Raw genomic sequence first — 18,219 nt, forward strand, 5'->3', positions numbered from 1 at the left:
GGTTGAGGCTGCCGCAGCGATTTTGACGATGTCAATGTCTAAGTCGCTGCGGCAGCCTCAACCTTCATCAACCTTCATCAACCTTCTCAACCTTCTCCCAACCCACATGAAATCAGTCCCACAAATCACCCCCCAACAAGCCGCTACACTCGTCAAAGAAGGCGATACCATCCTCGGCGGAGGCTTCGGCATGACCGGAAACCCAGTCCACCTGCTGCATGCCCTGGCGGAAACCACCACCAAAAACCTCACCTTCATCGGCAACAACGTTGGCGAACCAGGCCTGGGAGGTGGACGTTTGCTCCGCAATGGCCAAATCCGCAAAATGATCGGCTCCTTTTTTACCTCCAATCCCGATGCAGTAAAGGCTGCCCAATCGGGCGAGGTAGAATATGAGCTGTTGCCCCAGGGCACTCTGGCCGAAGCCATTCGGGCGGGCGGTGCAGGTATTGGAGGTTTTTACACCCCCAGCTCGGCCGGAACATTGATTGCCAAGGGGCGGCCCACCATGCTGATCAATGGGGTAGAACAGGTATTTATCCCTGGGATCAGAGCCAATGTGGCCTTTATACGCGCCTGGAAAGCCGATACTGCGGGCAACCTCACCTACCGCATGACCGAACAAAACTTCAACCGCGCCATGGCCACGGCTGCAGATATCGTAGTGGCAGAAGTGGAAGAAATAGTGCCAGTTGGGGCCATCGATCCCAATTTTATCCATACGCCGGGTTGTTTTGTGGATTACCTCGTGCAAGCCAATCTTTCACTGGAACTACTCGGTTCCTCAGCTTCAGTTGGCGCTGCCAAAAAAGTGAGTGAAAGCCGCATGAACATGGCCAAACGTGCTTTTGCAGAGTTGCAAAAAGGCGACGTGGTCAACCTCGGCATTGGCATTCCCACCCTGGTTGCTGACTTGATTCGACCTGAGCACGGTATTATTCTGCATACCGAAAATGGCATGCTGGGCGTTGGTCCTTCTCCTGCCGATGGTGGCGGTGCACTGGATTACCCAGTGAATGCGGGCAAAATCCCCGTTACCGCCCTGCCTGGCAGTAGTTATTTCGATAGTGCCGACAGTTTCGCCATGATCCGCGGTGGGCATGTCGATGTGGCAATCATGGGCGGCCTGGAGGTGGATGAAAAAGGCAACCTGGCCAACTGGGCTGTTCCTGGTAAACCACTGCTGGGCGTTGGTGGCGCGATGGATTTGGCTTCTGGTGCCAAAAAATTGATTGTTACTTTGACCCACGCCGACCCGGATGGGACTTCCAAAATTGTGCCGGAATGTACCTTGCCACTTACCGCGATTGGGGTGGTGGACGTGGTGATTACAGAATTGGCAGTGTTTAAATACCTGGATGGCCAGTTGACTTTAGTGGAATTGATGCCGGGGGCGAGTTTGGAGGAGGTGAGAGTGAAGACGCAGGCGAAATTTTTGGAAAGATTGGGTTAACTAGCTTTTTTGCCACTAAATATCTCCTTTTGGTGAAAAAAAGTGGTTTTAAAGTGAAAAAATCACGTAATTGCAGAAAAAAATCATCATGCTGATCACTTTTCGCGTAGCTAATTTTCTTTCTTTTAATGAGGAGGAAGAATTTTCGATGTTGGCGGGTAAACAGCGTAAGCCCGTGCGACCTGCTGTGCCTTTGGCTACAGGCGTAGAGGCTTTGAAGTTGGCGGTTGTTTATGGGGCGAATGCTTCTGGGAAATCGAATTTGGTGCGGAGTATAGATTTTGCTAAAAAGATGATAGTGGATGGGGTTAAGTATACTTCTACGCTTACCCTGAATGATCACTTTCGGTTGAAGCAAGGTAGCGAAAACGAATTTACAAAATTTGAATTTGAATTTACCCTGAAATCAAAAATTTATGCATACGGGTTTCAAGTTTATCTAGATAGAGGTGAAATTTTGGAGGAATGGCTCTTCGAAATCAAAAAGACCACACAGAAGCCGATTTTTGAACGTATCGTTAGAGAGTCGACTACCACATACATGAAGAGCAAACCTTCATTAAAAGGAGAAGAAGAAACCCGTTTCACCATTTATGCGCAAGACGTGCAGGCAAATGAACTGCTGCTTAATGTATTGGGAGAAAAATTATGGGACCATGGATCGTTTTTTTCAATTTTTAGAAATATACATCAATGGTTTAAAAATAGGCTATTTGTAATTTATCCCGATTCTCAATCAGATATCCACAATTTTTTTGAATCCTCTCCAACAGAGCTTGAAAATATGGTGTTTACAGGCGCAATGCTGAAAAATTTAGGTACAGGTATTAGTCAAATTAAGATACAAGAGGAAGATTACCAAGGAAAAGACACAATTATTGAAGAAATGATTAATAGACATAAACAGGCAATAAAAGAAGGCTTAGGCCGGTTTATGGCATTCAATTTAATCATCGACAATAAACGATACCTTTTTGCTAGAAATGGAAATGGAAAAATCATAACTTATCGTATATTAACAAAGCATGATGCAACAGAAGAGGCAAATGATGTTTTTTTTGATTATCAAGATGAATCAGATGGTACAAAGCGATTATTAGATTTTATTCCTTTTCTTAAATTTCTATCCGTATCGGGTGTTACCGTTGTAATTGATGAAATTGATAGAAGTTTACACCCTGAACTGCTGCATAAAATTATTGAATTCTATTTAGAATCATCTAGGGAAACCAACAGCCAACTCATTGTCACCACCCACGAATCCAGTCTTCTCGATCTCAGCCTACTACGCCGGGACGAAATCTGGTTCGTCGAAAAAAACAAACATGGTGAATCCCATCTCTATTCCCTCGAAGAATTCCAGCCCCGTTTCGACAAGGAAATCCGCAAAGCCTATTTGCAAGGCAGATATGGTGCCATTCCCTTCATCTCCGATGTACAACAGCTAAACTGGGAAACTGCCAATGCCGAGGGATAAAAAAGGACTAAGCCGCAAAAGTGGCGGGCAACGTAAAGACCCCACTACTTTTTTCGTCATCGCCTCGGAAGGCCGAGAGAGTGAGCCGCAATACTTTGCCCATGTAGCCGATTTTATCAACACCAAGTCTCTGGGGCGTTTGATCAAAATAGAAGCCTTGCGCCGGGAAGACAATGCCAGTGATTTTCGTCGGGTCTTGTCGATGCTGGATGAATACAAGAAAAAATATAAACTTAGTGACAAGGATCAATTGTGGTGTTTGGTGGATGCGGACAAGTGGCCAGAGAAGAACATGGCTGAAGCGCAGCAACTCTGCAAACAAAAAGAGTATGAATTTTGTATGACCAATCCCTGCTTTGAGCTTTGGCTTTTGCTGCATCATCTGGATTTTAAGACCATTGATGAGGCTGCAAAAAATGATTTATTGAAAAACCCCAAGACTACCTCTTCCAAAAATCACCTGGAGCAAGTGCTCCATGCAATACTTAAAAAAGAGTTTGGCGAAAGTTATCGCAAAGGGTCAATTTCAAAAGCCCACCTTGAAAAAATCCCTTTTGCCCTTCGTCAAGCTTTTGAGTTAGAATTGGAGAAAAACCACTGGACTTTTGATGCTTTTTGTACCAGAATCCACGTTCTCCTCCAACAAATTTTCCAATCTGAACCCCCAGATTATCCATTACCCGAATAACCAACACATGCAAACCTACCTAATCGACGGCATTCGTACCCCCATCGGCAGCTTCGGCGGCAGTTTGTCCACTGTCAGGGCGGACGATCTGGCAGCTCACGTACTGGCCGAATTGTTCAAACGCAACCCCCAACTCGACCCCGCCAGCATCACCGATGTCCTTCTCGGTTGTGTCAACCAAGCGGGTGATGACAACCGCAACGTAGCCCGGATGGCGCTGCTGCTGGCCGGATTGCCCTTCAGCGTACCTGGTGAAACAGTCAATCGACTTTGTGCTTCTGGTATGTCTGCCATTGTCAATGCCCAGCGCGCCATTGCCAATGGCGATGGCGATGTGTATGTCGCCGGGGGCGTGGAGCACATGACCCGCGGGCCATACGTAATCTCCAAAAGCGCCAAACCCTTTGGCACCGATGCCCAAATGTACGACTCCAGTTTTGGCTGGCGCTTCATCAATCCCCGCATGCAAACCCTATACGGCACTGATGCCATGGGCATTACAGCCGAAAATTTGGTCGAAATCCACAACATCAGCCGTGAAGCCCAGGATCAATTTGCCTACAACTCCCAAATGAAAGCGGCGAAAGCCCAAGCCGCTGGCCGTTTTGCAGAAGAAATTATCCCGGTTCCAATCAGTATCGGCAAGGGCGATACTCAATTGTTTTCTCAGGACGAATTCATTAAAGGAGGGACAACTGTAGAAAAACTTGCTCAACTGCGTCCAGCCTTCAAAAAAGATGGCGGCTCGGTGACAGCTGGTAACTCTTCTGGTTTGAACGATGGTGCCATTGCGGTCATGCTAGCTTCTGAGAAAGCAGTAAAAGAACAAGGTTTTGTACCCAAGGCGCGCATTGTCGCTTCGGCAGTAGTGGGCGTAGAGCCGCGCATTATGGGCATAGGCCCGGTACCCGCTACACAAAAAGCCTTGCAAAAAGCAGGTTTAAGCCTGAAGGACATCGACATCATCGAACTCAATGAAGCCTTTGCCGCACAATCACTGGCTTGTATTCGTAGTTTGGGCCTTGACGACGATGATCCACGCATTAATCCGAATGGAGGCGCCATTGCATTGGGACATCCGCTGGGGATGTCGGGGGCTCGGATTACCTATAGCGCTGCACTGGAATTGCAAAAGCAACAAAAGCGGTATGCGTTGGCGACAATGTGTATCGGGGTAGGTCAGGGGTATGCGGTGATTATTGAAAGAGTTTGATTGTCGCTTTAGGATAAATTAGGAACACATGGAATCATTATTCGAATCTCTTTTTTATAAAGCTGAAGTCAACGCCTTGTTCAGCACTGAAGCCTACCTCAGTGCCATGCTGCGCTTTGAAGCTGCCCTGGCCCTGGCCCAAGCCGAACAGGGGATGATTCCAAAAGCTGCTGCCGATAGTATCACTCAATGTTGCATCCTGGATCACATCGATATTCCCAGTTTGATCCCAGCCGTTGGCCTAGCGGGCAATCCCAATATCCCACTGATCAAACAACTCACCGCAGCAGTCAAAAAGTTTGACCCCGAAGCAGCGAAGTACGTCCACCTGGGCGCTACTAGCCAGGATGTGATTGATACAGCGTTGATTTTACAAGTCAAAGCCGCATTACTTTTGATCCAAAAAGATTTAGAACGACTTTTAAACCAATTACGGCAACTGGCCGAAACCCACCGCCACAGCATCATGGCTGGGCGTTCCTTTTTGCAGCACGCTCGCCCCGTCACCTTTGGCTTCAAAGTGGCCATCTGGATGGATGGTTTGATTCGTTCTGCCCAGCGAATTGAACAGTTATTACAGCACAATTTGGTTGTACAATTTGGCGGTGCCGTAGGAACGCTGGCTGGTTTTGGAGAAAAAGCATTGCCCCTTGCACTCACTTTGGCTCAAAAACTAGATTTGGTTTTGCCGCCCATTTCCTGGCATACCCAGCGCGATCGTTTGCTGGAAGTCGCCAGTACTTTAGGGATCTTGACCGGGAATCTGGGCAAAATAGCCAAAGACATCAGCCTCTTGATGCAAACTGAAGTGGCCGAAGTATTCGAACCTTGCGGTGCGGGCAAAGGCGGTTCTTCTACCATGCCGCATAAGCGCAATCCTGTCGGTTGTGTGGCCATTTTAGCAGCTGCTCAGCGCAGCCCAGCCTTGATTGCTACCTTGTTTCAATCCTTGCCGCAAGATCACGAGCGCGCCACCGGGCTTTGGCATGCCGAATGGTTACCCCTGGTTGAATTGTGTAAAATAACTGCAGGTGCTTTGCAACAAGCACTGAATATGACCGATGGTTTGGAGGTTGACACCCAGCGGATGCTGCAAAATTTGGAATTGACCAATGGCTTGATTTATGCCGAAAACCTGTCCTTGGCCTTGGCTGAAAAAATGGGAAAAGCCGCCGCACATGAGCACGTTGAAGGCTTGTGCAAGCAGGTGGCGCAAACACAGACCCACTTGAAAATACTTGCTACAGCCGATCCAGTTGTGGGCAAGCACCTGAGCAGTACAATCATTGAGCAATTGTTCGATCCAGTTAATTCCTTGGGTGACTGTGATCGGCTGATCGATGCAGTTTTGGATATAAGGCCACCAAAAAGATAAGCCCGCAAGCGCCATTTACTTTTTAAAAATTATATTTCTTCCGCCAATGCATTTAGCTTCTCATCCAACCAGGCCCGGCTGAATATATCGTTTGTTTTGAGTAGACTTTCCCGGATTCGATCCAGTTCCACTCGGGCTTTATCCGCCGATAAATACTCCAGTCGAGAGCGCAGGTGTGCCGCTTTGCGAGTGAACCTAAATAGGTTGTAATACCCTTTTCGGAAGTTCTCCGACATGGTTTTGTCGCGCATCAACAACTGCCGAAAGGATTCAGTGAGTGAAAACAAGGGCTCGTATTCTTCCAATTCGTAATAGGTTTGCAGTAGCATGGTTTTGGCCCCCAGGTTGTAGCGCAAATCGCGGTATTCTACCTCTCGGAGGAGCAGCATGGCCTCGTGTGGCTGCACCAAAGACAGGTGATAACTGGCCAGATTGAAGCGATACGCATTGTCCTTGAACTCTGGCGCCAACTTATCCTTATACTCCTCAATAAAATTTCTGACCCACTCGTGTTGTTTGAGTCGCAATCCCGCCGCTACGATATTTTTGTAATTCCACTCCAACATCACCCCCTCTTCCAGCAACAAACCCTGATCCAGTTGATATTGGTACAAACCAAATAAGTTATCTAAAAAAGCCTGATCACCCTGATTAATGCGAATGAGGCAATAGTTTTTAAACTGGTTGTACAAATCACTCACTTCTACCCGCGAAAAGGATTTTTCCCACTTCTGAAAAACATTGAGGGCTTGCTGGTAAAAATTTGGATCATGGCTCGTTAACATGCGGTAAATCATGTAGTGGGTAATGGTTTGGGGGACTTGCTGGTATTTTTCGAAATTTTCCTCAACCTCTTGCAATACGGCCTCCAACAGGCGAGGAGGTTGTTCATCTCGCTTCATTTCCTGACGGAAAATAGCTTCCGAGGCGTCCTTCAATTTTTGAGTGAGGTAAAACTCATCCAGTTCTGCTTGTTTATTTTGAAAAGACCCTTCAAATTCAGGCTTGTTGGACTGCGACCAATACCGTTCACCTTCACCTGCCAGCAGGTAGCGCATCAAAGTTTGATCTGCGCCCAGGCATGGAGTAGGCTCCGGCTTTTCTTTTAGCTCATTAAACAAGCGTTCATAAGGGCCAAAGGCTTGCTGCACCCTCAATTGCCTCAAGTAAAGATATTGTTGAAAATAGGTGTCTTCCCGAAATTCCTCATAGGCCCAGAACTGCTCCAACAATCTTTGGGTATAAGTTAGCACCGGAGCCAATTGTTTTTCACTATATTTACCGCCGTCAAAAACCGATTTATACAGTAGTTCCTTTTTACACTTTTTTTCGTCTAATCGAGGATAAACCTCAGAAAGGTACGCAACCAGTCGCCGTACTTCCTCGTGTTTATTGAGGTAGGGAGAAAAGACAAACTCCTTAAAACGAGTCATTTCTTTACGTGATAATTTTTCCAGGTTGCGAATTAATTTGTTACTACTCACAAAAAATCAATTTTTGGCCGTATTTTTTTGTCATCAAAATATTGATTGACAAAAAATTAGATCGTAATTTCGGCTCAATAATCACGAATTTTTTCCAAAATTCCAACGATTATGTCAGTTTTAACGTCTAAAAAAAGCAGCACTTTTGTATCAAGAGCAAAGTGTAGTATAAAAAAATATCGCACCATGAACAATTCTACACGTTGGGTTTATCTACTGCTTTTTTGTTTTGGTCTGTTTTCGACACAGTTGGAGGCCCAATCCCAAAAACAAGAGGTCTGTTTTAACTTCAACGACCTAGCCGACGGAACCAAGTTCGGCACCGATGCCAACCAAAAACCTGGCACACCTATCTTGAAAAAAGACGGCATAGCCGTATCCATCGAATCCTTTCTCACTGGCAACAATAGCACTGAATTTGGCTCTATCAAAGTAGAGGAAAAAAAACTACTTTTTGACGGAAGCTTCAAAGAAGCCGAAGGCAAAGTACTTTTTGTGTCCAATGTCAATTTGAAGTGGATTTTTAGCGGATTACCCAAAAAGAAAGCGAAACGGGTCTGCCTCAATTTTATTGATGGAGGGGGGCAAGAAAACTTTTCCATCAATGGTCAATTGGTCACTGTTTTGGAAGATTGGGGCTCTTTGAACGACAAAGAAGTCGCCAAGGGGGTCAAAGCCGCAGTATCTATCAAGGAAGACTCCGATCTGTTACAAGGCACCATCTGTTTTGAGGGAGACATCGATTCTATTTCCTTTGGTGGCCAAGAATTTGGCATTGACAATGTTTGTATTGAATATGAAAAAGAAATTACCCCCATTGCCTGTATTCGTGATTTGGTGATTTTGCCCCGTCCTTGTACGCCCAATGGTGTTTTTTACCTCGCAGCTACCTTTAAAACCGATGTAAAAGCCGATACGGCCACTTATAATGTTTGGGTAAATGGCCAAAAATTCGGCCCATTCAAATACAAGGATGTTTTCCCTGCCATTGGCCCTGTAAAACTGGATAGCACCGGGAAGTACTTCTTAACCGTGCGGGATAGCAAAGACAGTAGCTGTTTCAAAACTGAAGATTTTAAGCACGACTGTAGTGTTACCAATGCCTGTGAATTAAAAGAGCTATCAGCAACGATAAAATATTGTCCTAGAGATACTTTTGCCCGACTTATCGTTAAAATTGGCTCGGTACAACCTGCCAATGCCAACATTATTTTGAGCATTGGAGGAATTGTTATCGGCGAATATCCAGCTGAGAAGTTGCCCTTTGAAATCAAACTTTCCAAAAAACACCTGTCTTCTGTAACGGCGCTTGTGCCGCTGGTTCAGGCTTGTATAAGTTTACCAGGAGGGCGGTGTTGCATCAGTGTTACGCCAAAAATAGAATTGGATTTGAGTTGTGCCGATGATCCCACGGCCTGTGGGATAAAGGAATTTGCTGCTCAGCCCGGAGATTGTAACAGTGACGGAAGCTTCCGCATGGTGTATAAATTTAGTGGCGAAAACAAATGGCTATCGGGCTATTACATTTATGTTAACGATCAGCGTTTTGGACCATTTCGCTACGCGGTCAACGGTGGCACTATTGGTCCAATCAAGCCAAATAATGATGGCTACTATCGGGTAGTGATGAGCGATGTGGAAAACACACGCTGTGCGGATACTGTAGAAATCAAAAAATTCTTTTGCAAACCCTGTTCGATTCGCGATCTGGCCGCAGCTTACATCATTTGTGAAGAAGAGAATCAAGATATTTTTACGTTGAACCTGCTTTCAGGGCCAACAGTAGATACTGGTTACGTTTTGACCATCAATGGCATTGAAATTGGGACCTTTTCTTTGAAAAAAATGCCATTGCGCATCAGCATTTCTAAAGCCATTCCCAACCTGATCAACGATGTACTCAAAGTACAGGTTTGTTTGCCGGGCGTGGAAAAATGCTGCATTGAAACAGTAGCCAAAATCATCCGGGTTAAATCTTGTGCGAAGCCTGATTACCTGTGCCCGATCAAAGAAGTAAAAGCAGTTGCTACTGGTTGTGGGGTGATTGGGAAATATCGACTCGAAGTGAATGGTTCATTTGATGAACAATTGTCGACTTCTGGGAAAATATTCATTAAAGTAGGTGACAAAACTTTTGGGCCATACAAAGCTAGTAGCTTCCCTGTAAAGCTGGATCCATTGGAATTGTTGGTAGGTGGGATCGTTCCGCTGAAAATTCAGGTTTGTGCCGAAAGTTTGTTGGACACTTGTTGTGTGGAAATCATTCCACAAATCAACAATACTGGTTGTGATTGTAGCTTGGATTTGAGTGTCACACCCGTGGAGTGTAATGGAGAAAAATATTATGCCTCCATTAAATTAGAGGGCAAAAACGGTAGCCAGTCGGGTTATGTCGTGATTGGCCCAGATGGCAAAAAATATGGCCCTTACGCCTATGGTCAAGGCCCTAAAGTAATCGGGCCATTTACTCGCGCAACGACTTCGCCACGGCAGGTATTTGTTGCAGTGGATGTGGAAAAATATTGTACGGATACAGTTGTACTGAGTTCAATTGTATGTGCTTCAGACACGCTCTGTAAGATCAGGGAATTAAAAGTTGTTGTTCGTGGCTGTAATACCAAAGGAGGCTATGATTTATTGATCACCCCCTTGCTCAATTTAAACCCATCCAATCTACTCTCGACCTACTACGTCTATATTGAAAACCATAAATATGGCCCATTCAAATTGTTGAGCACGCCTCAATTGATTGAAAATGTAGTCATCAATACCGACGCCCTCAGTTTTGAAGTAAAGGTATGCGTCGACGGACAAAGTGAAAAATGTTGTGTCTCTGCCAAGGTCGAAAAGCCGAAATGCCCTGAATGTGAATTGGGTGAATTGGTAATCAAAACTGCACCTTGCAATGATAAAGGCGAAGTATATGCTTACCTGGATTTCAAACACTTCCGCACCAATTCAGACTATTTTGTGCTGGTACAGAACGGTAAGGAAATTGCAAAATACAAATACTCCGAACTGCCGATTCGTCTAATCTATCCATCACCCCAAAAAGATACCATCCGCCTGGAGGTGTACGATAGCAGTACCCGCGCTTGCAGCAGCAAGGGCTACATCAAACCTTTTGAATGCAAACTGCATTGCAGTCTGAGCGACATCAGCGTTACCGAAGTGAAGTGCAACAATGATGGCACTTACAGCCTATTGTTGAAATTGAAGGCAACGAATACCGACTCCATCCTTTGGCTACAAACCTCCACAGGCTATGAAGCACGTTTTAAATACACTGGCCAAGCGGTAAGAATTGACAAAATTCCACTGCCCAAAAACAGCAAAACCGATTGGATCATCGTCTGTGATAAAAATTCACCAGACTGCTGCATCAAGTGGTTGTATGAGGTACCTTGTACCCAAACGACTTGTGAATTTGGTGCCCTGAAGTTGGAACAGGTTTGTCTGCCCACTGGCGGGTATTATGTGAACTTGAATTTTGAGCGCAAAAACACGGGTGCCCTCTTCAATGTTTACGTGAATGGCAAATTGTACGGAACCTATAATTACAATGTATTGCCTTTGCGCATCGGCCAAATCGTGAGTGCCGATGTGGCGGTGTTAGAGGTCAAAGTTGAAGACAAAGAAAAGGGTTGCACCCAAGCCGGGCGTTTGGAATTGAAAAAATGCGAAACCAACTGTCCGATTGAAGGCTTAAAAATAGATTTGCTGCCTTGTGAAAAAGGGTACTATTACGCTAAAGCCTTTGTTGTATCTCGACCAAGTTCTACCTTGCTTAAAGGCTACATCATCTATGCCAATGGCATGCTCTTTGGTCCATTTGCTTACAATGGTGAAGCTCCCAAAATAGGCCCATTCCCAAGCTCTGCAAGCGGCAATATGGAATTCCTGGCGGTGGATGTAACCAACCCAACTTGTTTTGCGGCAACCAAACTTTCTGCTCCACAATGCCCCGACCCCAATCCATGCAAAATTTCAAACCTGGCTATTCGTAGCCTGGGTTGCAATCCCGACGGTACACGGCGCATGGCCATCAGTTTCAAGTACGAAAATGTTACGAATCGCTTCTTTGACGTCATGGTAGATGGCAAAATCATCGGCACTTTCCCCTTGATTCGCCTGCCTTTGGAAGCCAATTTCAAACTGACAACGGACAAAGAAGTATTCAAAATTACGGTTTGTATCAATGATCAAAAGAGCTGCTGCGAAACCCTGGAGGTGAAACTCCCCTGTGAGCGCCCCTGCCCTGATTTAGTCGTTGATGTCAAGCAAAAACCTTGCAATGCAGGGGGTGCTTTTGGCGCGGAATTGGTGTTCAAAAACCCAACCCCAGGTCCTTTGCGTATCGCCATCAATGGCAAAATTCTGGATACCCTTGCAGCGGGTAGCAAAGGTTTTAACCTGGGTATGCTGCTTGGCGATGGGGTGACTTTGTACAAAGTGGATATCCTGAACCTGAAAGATACCACGTGCAAACGTTTGGTGGTCTTTGGCCCAGTGAAATGCCGCAATATGCGGGTGAGTGATGTATGGCCTGGTGATGTCAACCTGGATAACATTGCCAACCATTTCGACTTGTTGCACATTGGACAAGCTTTTGGGGCCAAAGGATTGAAGCGCTTCCTGATCAACTCCTGGGATTGGAAACCAACCCCATCCGAAGACTGGTCTGAAATCTTCTTCGATGGCATCAACTACAAAAACGCCGACGTCAATGGTGATGGTGAGGTCAACCGCAAAGACATTGAGGCCCTGGCCTTGAACTTTGGTTTGTCGCGTGGTCCTTTCAAAATCATCAAAGCTTTACCTGCTACCGTTCTTGATCCAAAAATTTTGGTAGAGATGCCTGCGAAAGGAGAACTGGCGGACAGTACCCGTTTTGAAATCCCCATCATTTTGGGTGATGACAAACACGTCATCAAGGACATTTACGGGACTGCTTTCAGCGTGAAGTTTGATCCAAAATTGATTGACCCCAAAAATCTGTCCATCGAAGTACCTACTTCCTGGATGGGGCAACCTGGGGTGAATCTGGAATTCATCTACAAAGTCTATCCCAACGAAGGCCGTGTGGACATCGCCATTACCCGTACCGATCAAAACGAAGTTTCGGGTTATGGCACCATTGCCAAATTGAAGGGGATCATCATCGACCTGGTTGGTCGTGCTGAAACAAAATTACAAACGGACGATGCCATCCTGAACCGACTGGACGGCGAAATCCTGCCACTGAATACCCAAATTACCGCCTTTAGTATTGTTGACGCACCTCGTGCAGTACGCCCTGAAGATTTGTTGAGCGGTGTTAAGGTTTATCCCAACCCAACCAACTCACAAATCAACATCACGAGTGCTGCGGGTACCGTTACGGAAGTAGAAGTGATGGGCCTCGATGGCAAAACCATGATCAAATCCTTCCGCAACACCAGCCAGCTGGAGATCGACGACCTGAAGGCAGGTATGTATTTCCTCCGCATCAAAGTAGGCCAGCAGGTCTTCTTCGAGCGGATCATTAAACAATAATCCTTGGAACCAGGTAAACTGGGACTTTGGAACCTTTTAAAATCTAGTGAGTGTTTTTTTATATAATCCCATGTAACTGTTTTTTTATCGTTTACCATGATGCATATCCGGCTGCCGATTCCTACAACAGGGATCGGCAGTTCTTTTTTACTTCTATTTTTATGGTTATATTTCTTGCCTCAAATACCACATTATGCACCGCAAACAGCTAATTGTCCTGCTCGCCTTTGCTTTTATTTTCTCCTTCTGCAAAACGCCAGCCCCACATCCCAATGCCCATTCATCCAAAGAACGACTAGCCCTGGCCGATACCTTGGAACAACTCCTCCAATTCAACCTCGTCGATACCTGGTATCCGGCAGCCATCGATACCGAATTTGGCGGTTATCTATCCACCTTCAATGCCCAATTCAAACCCATAGGCAACCAGGATAAAATGATTGTATCCCAAGCCCGACACCTCTGGAACAACGCCAGAGCATCTCAGCACTGGCCTACTGAAAAAAAATACCAAAGCTTCGCCCGACATGGTTTCGCCTTTTTAAAAGACAAGATGTGGGATGCTGAGAACGGTGGATTTTTTTGGCAGGTGGAACGCTCGGGCAAACCGCGTGGGGATTCCTCCAAAACTGCTTATGGCAATGCTTTTGGGCTGTACGCAGTGTCGGCTTATTACCAGGTAAGTAAAGACCCTGCGGCCTTGGTTTTGGCTAAAAAGTCTTTCAACTGGCTGGAGCAACACAGCCACGATCCCATTCACAAAGGTTATTACCAACACCTGGATAAAACCGGAAAAATTCAGCCTAGACTCAAGACTACACCTTCTACAGCTGAGCTGGGGTATAAAGATCAAAACAGCTCCATTCACTTGTTGGAAGCTTTTACAGACTTGTACCAAATCTGGCCCGATCCATTGGTCAAAACCCGACTCGAAGAAATGATTTACCTCATTCGAGACAAAATGGTAAATGATAAAGGCAACCTCATTTTGTTTTTTCAACCGGATTGGACACCAGTGAGTTTTCGGGATTCCAGCCGTGCCAGCATCCGACAGCACCACAACCTGGATCACATTTCCTGGGGGCACGACATTGAAACCGCTTATTTACTGATGGAAGCTTCTCATGTGGTTGGGTGGAAAAATGACACAACTACTTGGCGCATCGCCAAAAAAATGACCGATCAGTGTTTGACCTTGGGTTGGGATGATCGGGTAGGCGGTTTTTATGGTGAGGGCTATTTTTTCAAGGAAGATGCGGGTAATATTACGGTTACTCAGGATACCAAAAACTGGTGGACCCAGGCGGAAGCATTAAATACCCTCCTCATCATGACTGATTTGTACCCAAATGATCCATTGGATTATTATGGAAAATTTAAAAAGGAATGGCAATACATCAATAGCTACTTAATTGATCATCAATATGGTGAGTGGTATGATAGTGGCTTGGACAGAGACCCACGGAGTGTTGAGCGGAATAAAGGGCATATTTGGAAGGCGGGGTATCACCAGTATCGGAGTTTGGAGAATTGCATAAAACACTTAAAAGCGCAGAAATAGGCATCGGCTACTTCAACTCAAGCGTAGTCGCCGCATTACCAATCAACGTATTCTTTACGATATTCTTACTAGCCGCAGACCTGAATCGCCAAACATGGCCAGTGTAGGAGTCCATGACGATCTGGTATTTGGGCTTCAAACTGAAGTAATAAACCTCTTTGCCATCAAAATCCAGCCAATAGCCCAGTACCTCTTCCTGTAGTGAATTGATGACGGTGAATTTGGCAGCAGTAGTACTTCTAGCCGATTTTGAAGGAATTACGGCATGGTTGTACGGCGCTTTAAACTTAGCCGCAACCCGATGTCTTTGGGTGACAACATCGAAATACCCGCTGACTTCAATTTCGGTTTTGTCGGTAGCATTCGTCCATTTTATTACTTTACCCGCATTTTTTTCAAGGGCTGGATCATCACTAAACTGGCTCAGCCCAGTAGTTTTTACGGTTTTGGTGTAGCCTGCTAATGGGCATTGTTCAAGTAATTTGGCAAACTGATCGATGGCGACATTTTGCTCCACAGGGGTGGTTTTTTCCGAAAGTACCGCGTAATATTCATTGGAAAAAGCCTTGCCGTTAAAGTCGAATTGAGTAAAGATGTAATTGTTTGAAGTATTGGAGAGGGTTACAGTTGAGTGCCAAAAATTAGTACGTGAACCCATGGCATTCCCTTTCAGGTTCGTGAAATTGTCTTTTAACCCGCTGAGCACTGGTTTTAATTCATCACAAAATGCTTTTGAAGCTGAAGACTCCGGTCTAGCTTCATCGCTTGAAAATGAAGTACCAAGCAATAAAACTAAAGGTAAGGCAATAGCTGCTAGGTTCATTAGGGTAGAATTAGGATGTTTTACTATTGCCGCTGGTTTAAACACTTGGGTATAAACCAGCGGCATGGAGATACTTAGAACTTCAACGTACTCGGCAAATACTTCGCGATCAAGTCCTCATAATAAGGCTTCAGTTCCTTCACATTGGGTGGAACGGGGGCCTTGGAATACAAGTCATAAGGATTGAACAACTTCACATACTCGAACATCTCCCGATCGTAATCATCCATCAGGTGATCGTACGCGTGCTCGCGGTGCTGAGCATAAAAGGAGTGGTACCGAATCATGTACAGTGCTGAATCAGGCAAATGGTCCTTGACCATATGGTACAGGTACTCATCGTGCCCCCAGGATAGGTGTACGTTGCGCAAGCCACAGTTGGGCTCGTATACGCCGTAAGTGGTATTGTAACGCTCGTCCTGACTATCGGGATTGAGTTCAAAGAACTCAGGGTAAACGATTTTATCCGAGTGTTTGCAACCTACCGGGAAAGTGTCGCCTACGACCGCCCATTGTGGCTCACCAAACAGGCACAAAACCTTGCCCATATCGTGCAACAAACCCGTGAGTATAAACCAATCCGGGTGACCATCGGCGCGGATGGCCTCGGAGGTTTGCAGCAAGTGTTGCAATTGATCCAAGTCGGTATCGGGATCTGAGTCATCCACTAAGGTGTTCAAAAAGTCAAAAGCAGACCAAACCGGCATTTCTTTTTTGTCCAGCTTGAGGTACTTGGCCTCTTTTTCCATGACAAAATCGTAGGTCTGGTAAGTATGGTTCAAACGATAAAACTCCCGTACAGTATCGCGTTTAGGGTCATCGTAGTTGCGAAATTCTTCTTTGGTTTTGGCCGTGGTATTCGGCTCGGGGTAGCGGAGCAGCAGGTCATCTTCCCACTCGTCGAGGCTACCCAAGGGTGCATTGTTGTCGAAGTCCTGATTCATTGTTGTTTTTTTGATTTAACGTTAAAATTACAAAGGATTACCAAAATACGGTATAAAGTGCCGCTAAAATGCCACAAATCAAGATGGAAAGGATAGCAAAACTATCGGATACCTTGAACATTCCTTTGTCCAGCTCCAAACCTTTGGGATTGTGGGTACTTTTTTTGTCCAGCAGTGAAATCACCACCATAATGGCCACCAAAATTAAAAAGCACCATCCCGTGCGGTGTAAAAAAGGAATCGGCGTACTGGGTATCAACTTAAATGCTACGGCTAGCGGAATGGATATGGCCGCAGCCACAATTGCCGCAGTTGAAGTGGTTCGTTTCCAAAACATCCCCAGGAAAAACAGGGCAAAAGCGCCCGGTGTCAAATAGTTGGAATATTCCTGGATGAACTGATAGGCTTGCTCCAGTTGCCGCAGTTGTGGCGTGATGCACAAGGCAATGGCAAATGCACCCAATACCGCCCATCGCCCAGTTCGCACGGTTTGTTTTTCACTGGCCTCAGGTTTGAGGAATTTTTTATAAATGTCCAAACTGAAAATGGTGGCAATGCTGTTGCACTTGCCCGCCAGAGAAGCTACAATTGCCGCGGTCAGCGCCGCAAAAGCCAAGCCTTTCAAACCCATGGGCAACAAATTCATCAGGGTAGGGTAGGCGCGATCGGGTTTGATGGTACCAGCAGCATCCACCAATTCTTGTTGGAAATAGCCATTCTGGTGCAGCACATACACTGCAATCCCTGGGATCACACAAATGAGCGGAATCAGCAACTTGAGAAAAGCCGCAAAAAGAATCCCGGAGCGGGCCGTATTCAAGTCAGCTCCCAGTGCTCGTTGTACAATGTATTGATTGCAACCCCAGTAATTCAGGTTGTTGATCCACATCCCTCCAAAGAGTACGGCCATACCCGGCAGCTCGTAGTAATATTTGTGGCCTTCGGCAAAAATCATGTGAAAATGATCGTCGGCCTTGCTGTGCAACAAGCTTAGTCCATCCAGTACACCCGAGCCGCCAAAATGATCAGAGACCATTGATAGCGCCAAGTAAGTCACCACCAAGCCGCCCATAATCAGTACCACCACTTGTACAATGTCGGTGTAACCAATCACCTTCATTCCACCCAGAGTGATAAAAATGGCAAAAACGGCGAGCCCCAGCATACAGTACAAAAACGGCACACCAGAAATACTCTCCACCGCCAGTGCGCCCAGGTACAAAATGGAAGTCAGGTTGACAAAAACGTACAAGAGGAGCCAAAACACGGCCATAATGGTTGCGACAGTATCGTTGTACCGTTTGGCTAAAAACTGGGGCATGGTGTAAATTTTATTCTTCAGGTAAACTGGAATAAAAAATACCGCAACCAGAATGAGGGTTGCTGCCGACATCCATTCGTAGGAAGAAATGGCCAAACCCATGGCAAAGCCCGAGCCAGACATGCCAATAAAATGCTCGGCGGAAATGTTGGAGGCGATGAGGGAAGCACCGATGGCCCACCAGGTCAGGGAACCTTCAGCTAAAAAGAAGTCTTTGGTATCGGTTTCTTTGGCTTTTTTGCGCTGGTAAATCCAGTACCCGTACAACGACACGGAGACCAGATACACCAGGAAAACCAGGTGATCGAGGAAATGTAGTTGGTTCGTCATTTTGCTTGCGATTAG

General features: G+C 45.9%; 12 protein-coding genes. 8 read left to right on the forward strand and 4 right to left on the reverse strand.

What is annotated here, in order from left to right:
- Positions 1-106: 106 nt before the first annotated feature.
- The 5 genes from ACEW9O_RS16180 (at position 107) to pcaB (ending at position 6,206) form a co-directional block, all read left to right on the forward strand.
- The gene (locus tag ACEW9O_RS16180; protein WP_373551283.1) at positions 107-1,453 is read left to right on the forward strand and encodes a 3-oxoacid CoA-transferase; all 1,347 of its coding nucleotides are present in this window, start codon (positions 107-109) and stop codon (positions 1,451-1,453) included.
- 70 nt (positions 1,454-1,523) lie between these two features.
- Positions 1,524-2,930, forward strand: a complete 1,407-nt coding sequence (locus ACEW9O_RS16185; RefSeq protein WP_373551221.1) for an ATP/GTP-binding protein — start codon at positions 1,524-1,526, stop codon at positions 2,928-2,930.
- Positions 2,917-3,618 carry an RloB family protein gene (locus ACEW9O_RS16190; protein WP_373551222.1) on the forward strand — a complete coding sequence of 234 codons (702 nt, stop codon included), beginning with the start codon at positions 2,917-2,919 and terminating at the stop codon, positions 3,616-3,618. Before ACEW9O_RS16185 ends, ACEW9O_RS16190 begins: the two co-directional genes overlap by 14 nt.
- 7 nt (positions 3,619-3,625) lie before the next feature.
- The gene (pcaF, locus tag ACEW9O_RS16195; RefSeq protein ID WP_373551223.1) at positions 3,626-4,831 is read left to right on the forward strand and encodes a 3-oxoadipyl-CoA thiolase; all 1,206 of its coding nucleotides are present in this window, start codon (positions 3,626-3,628) and stop codon (positions 4,829-4,831) included.
- 28 nt (positions 4,832-4,859) lie between these two features.
- Positions 4,860-6,206, forward strand: coding sequence for a 3-carboxy-cis,cis-muconate cycloisomerase (pcaB, locus tag ACEW9O_RS16200; protein WP_373551224.1), 1,347 nt, complete (start codon positions 4,860-4,862; stop codon positions 6,204-6,206).
- A 29-nt stretch (positions 6,207-6,235) separates the two neighbouring features.
- Here pcaB and ACEW9O_RS16205 read toward each other — a convergent pair whose 3' ends face one another.
- On the reverse strand, positions 6,236-7,690 hold the full coding sequence (locus ACEW9O_RS16205) for a hypothetical protein (protein ID WP_373551225.1): 1,455 nt from the start codon (positions 7,688-7,690) through the stop codon (positions 6,236-6,238).
- A 186-nt stretch (positions 7,691-7,876) separates the two neighbouring features.
- On the opposite strand from ACEW9O_RS16205, the gene ACEW9O_RS16210 reads away from it, so the two are divergent.
- Both ACEW9O_RS16210 and ACEW9O_RS16215 read left to right on the forward strand, forming a co-directional pair.
- Positions 7,877-13,225, forward strand: a complete 5,349-nt coding sequence (locus ACEW9O_RS16210) for a T9SS type A sorting domain-containing protein (protein ID WP_373551226.1) — start codon at positions 7,877-7,879, stop codon at positions 13,223-13,225.
- 193 nt (positions 13,226-13,418) lie between these two features.
- Positions 13,419-14,786: an AGE family epimerase/isomerase gene (locus ACEW9O_RS16215; protein WP_373551227.1), complete on the forward strand. Its 1,368-nt coding sequence runs from the start codon at positions 13,419-13,421 to the stop codon at positions 14,784-14,786.
- 7 nt (positions 14,787-14,793) lie between these two features.
- Here ACEW9O_RS16215 and ACEW9O_RS16220 read toward each other — a convergent pair whose 3' ends face one another.
- The gene (locus tag ACEW9O_RS16220) at positions 14,794-15,444 is read right to left on the reverse strand and encodes a hypothetical protein (RefSeq protein ID WP_373551228.1); all 651 of its coding nucleotides are present in this window, start codon (positions 15,442-15,444) and stop codon (positions 14,794-14,796) included.
- Here ACEW9O_RS16220 and ACEW9O_RS16225 point away from each other — a divergent pair.
- Positions 15,443-15,664, forward strand: a complete 222-nt coding sequence (locus ACEW9O_RS16225) for a hypothetical protein (protein ID WP_373551229.1) — start codon at positions 15,443-15,445, stop codon at positions 15,662-15,664. The two genes, ACEW9O_RS16220 and ACEW9O_RS16225, sit on opposite strands and share 2 nt — an antisense overlap.
- A 19-nt stretch (positions 15,665-15,683) precedes the next feature.
- Here ACEW9O_RS16225 and ACEW9O_RS16230 read toward each other — a convergent pair whose 3' ends face one another.
- Together ACEW9O_RS16230 and ACEW9O_RS16235 are read right to left on the reverse strand one after the other, a co-directional pair.
- Positions 15,684-16,553: an inositol oxygenase family protein gene (locus ACEW9O_RS16230; RefSeq protein ID WP_373551230.1), complete on the reverse strand. Its 870-nt coding sequence runs from the start codon at positions 16,551-16,553 to the stop codon at positions 15,684-15,686.
- 37 nt (positions 16,554-16,590) lie between these two features.
- Positions 16,591-18,204: a sodium/sugar symporter gene (locus ACEW9O_RS16235; RefSeq protein ID WP_373551231.1), complete on the reverse strand. Its 1,614-nt coding sequence runs from the start codon at positions 18,202-18,204 to the stop codon at positions 16,591-16,593.
- Between the last annotated feature and the right edge of the window lie 15 nt (positions 18,205-18,219).

Source organism: Haliscomenobacter sp. (assembly GCF_041740695.1).
In the GTDB taxonomy this organism is placed as follows: domain Bacteria; phylum Bacteroidota; class Bacteroidia; order Chitinophagales; family Saprospiraceae; genus Haliscomenobacter.

Coding starts and splice junctions, on each gene's coding strand:
- ACEW9O_RS16180 (WP_373551283.1), top strand. CDS start 107: ATGAAATCAGTCCCACAAATCACCCCCCAACAAGCCGCTACACTCGTC.
- ACEW9O_RS16190 (WP_373551222.1), top strand. CDS start 2,917: ATGCCGAGGGATAAAAAAGGACTAAGCCGCAAAAGTGGCGGGCAACGT.
- pcaF (WP_373551223.1), top strand. CDS start 3,626: ATGCAAACCTACCTAATCGACGGCATTCGTACCCCCATCGGCAGCTTC.
- pcaB (WP_373551224.1), top strand. CDS start 4,860: ATGGAATCATTATTCGAATCTCTTTTTTATAAAGCTGAAGTCAACGCC.
- ACEW9O_RS16210 (WP_373551226.1), top strand. CDS start 7,877: ATGAACAATTCTACACGTTGGGTTTATCTACTGCTTTTTTGTTTTGGT.
- ACEW9O_RS16215 (WP_373551227.1), top strand. CDS start 13,419: ATGCACCGCAAACAGCTAATTGTCCTGCTCGCCTTTGCTTTTATTTTC.
- ACEW9O_RS16225 (WP_373551229.1), top strand. CDS start 15,443: ATGGCATTCCCTTTCAGGTTCGTGAAATTGTCTTTTAACCCGCTGAGC.
- ACEW9O_RS16220 (WP_373551228.1), bottom strand. CDS start 15,444: ATGGGTTCACGTACTAATTTTTGGCACTCAACTGTAACCCTCTCCAAT.
- ACEW9O_RS16230 (WP_373551230.1), bottom strand. CDS start 16,553: ATGAATCAGGACTTCGACAACAATGCACCCTTGGGTAGCCTCGACGAG.
- ACEW9O_RS16235 (WP_373551231.1), bottom strand. CDS start 18,204: ATGACGAACCAACTACATTTCCTCGATCACCTGGTTTTCCTGGTGTAT.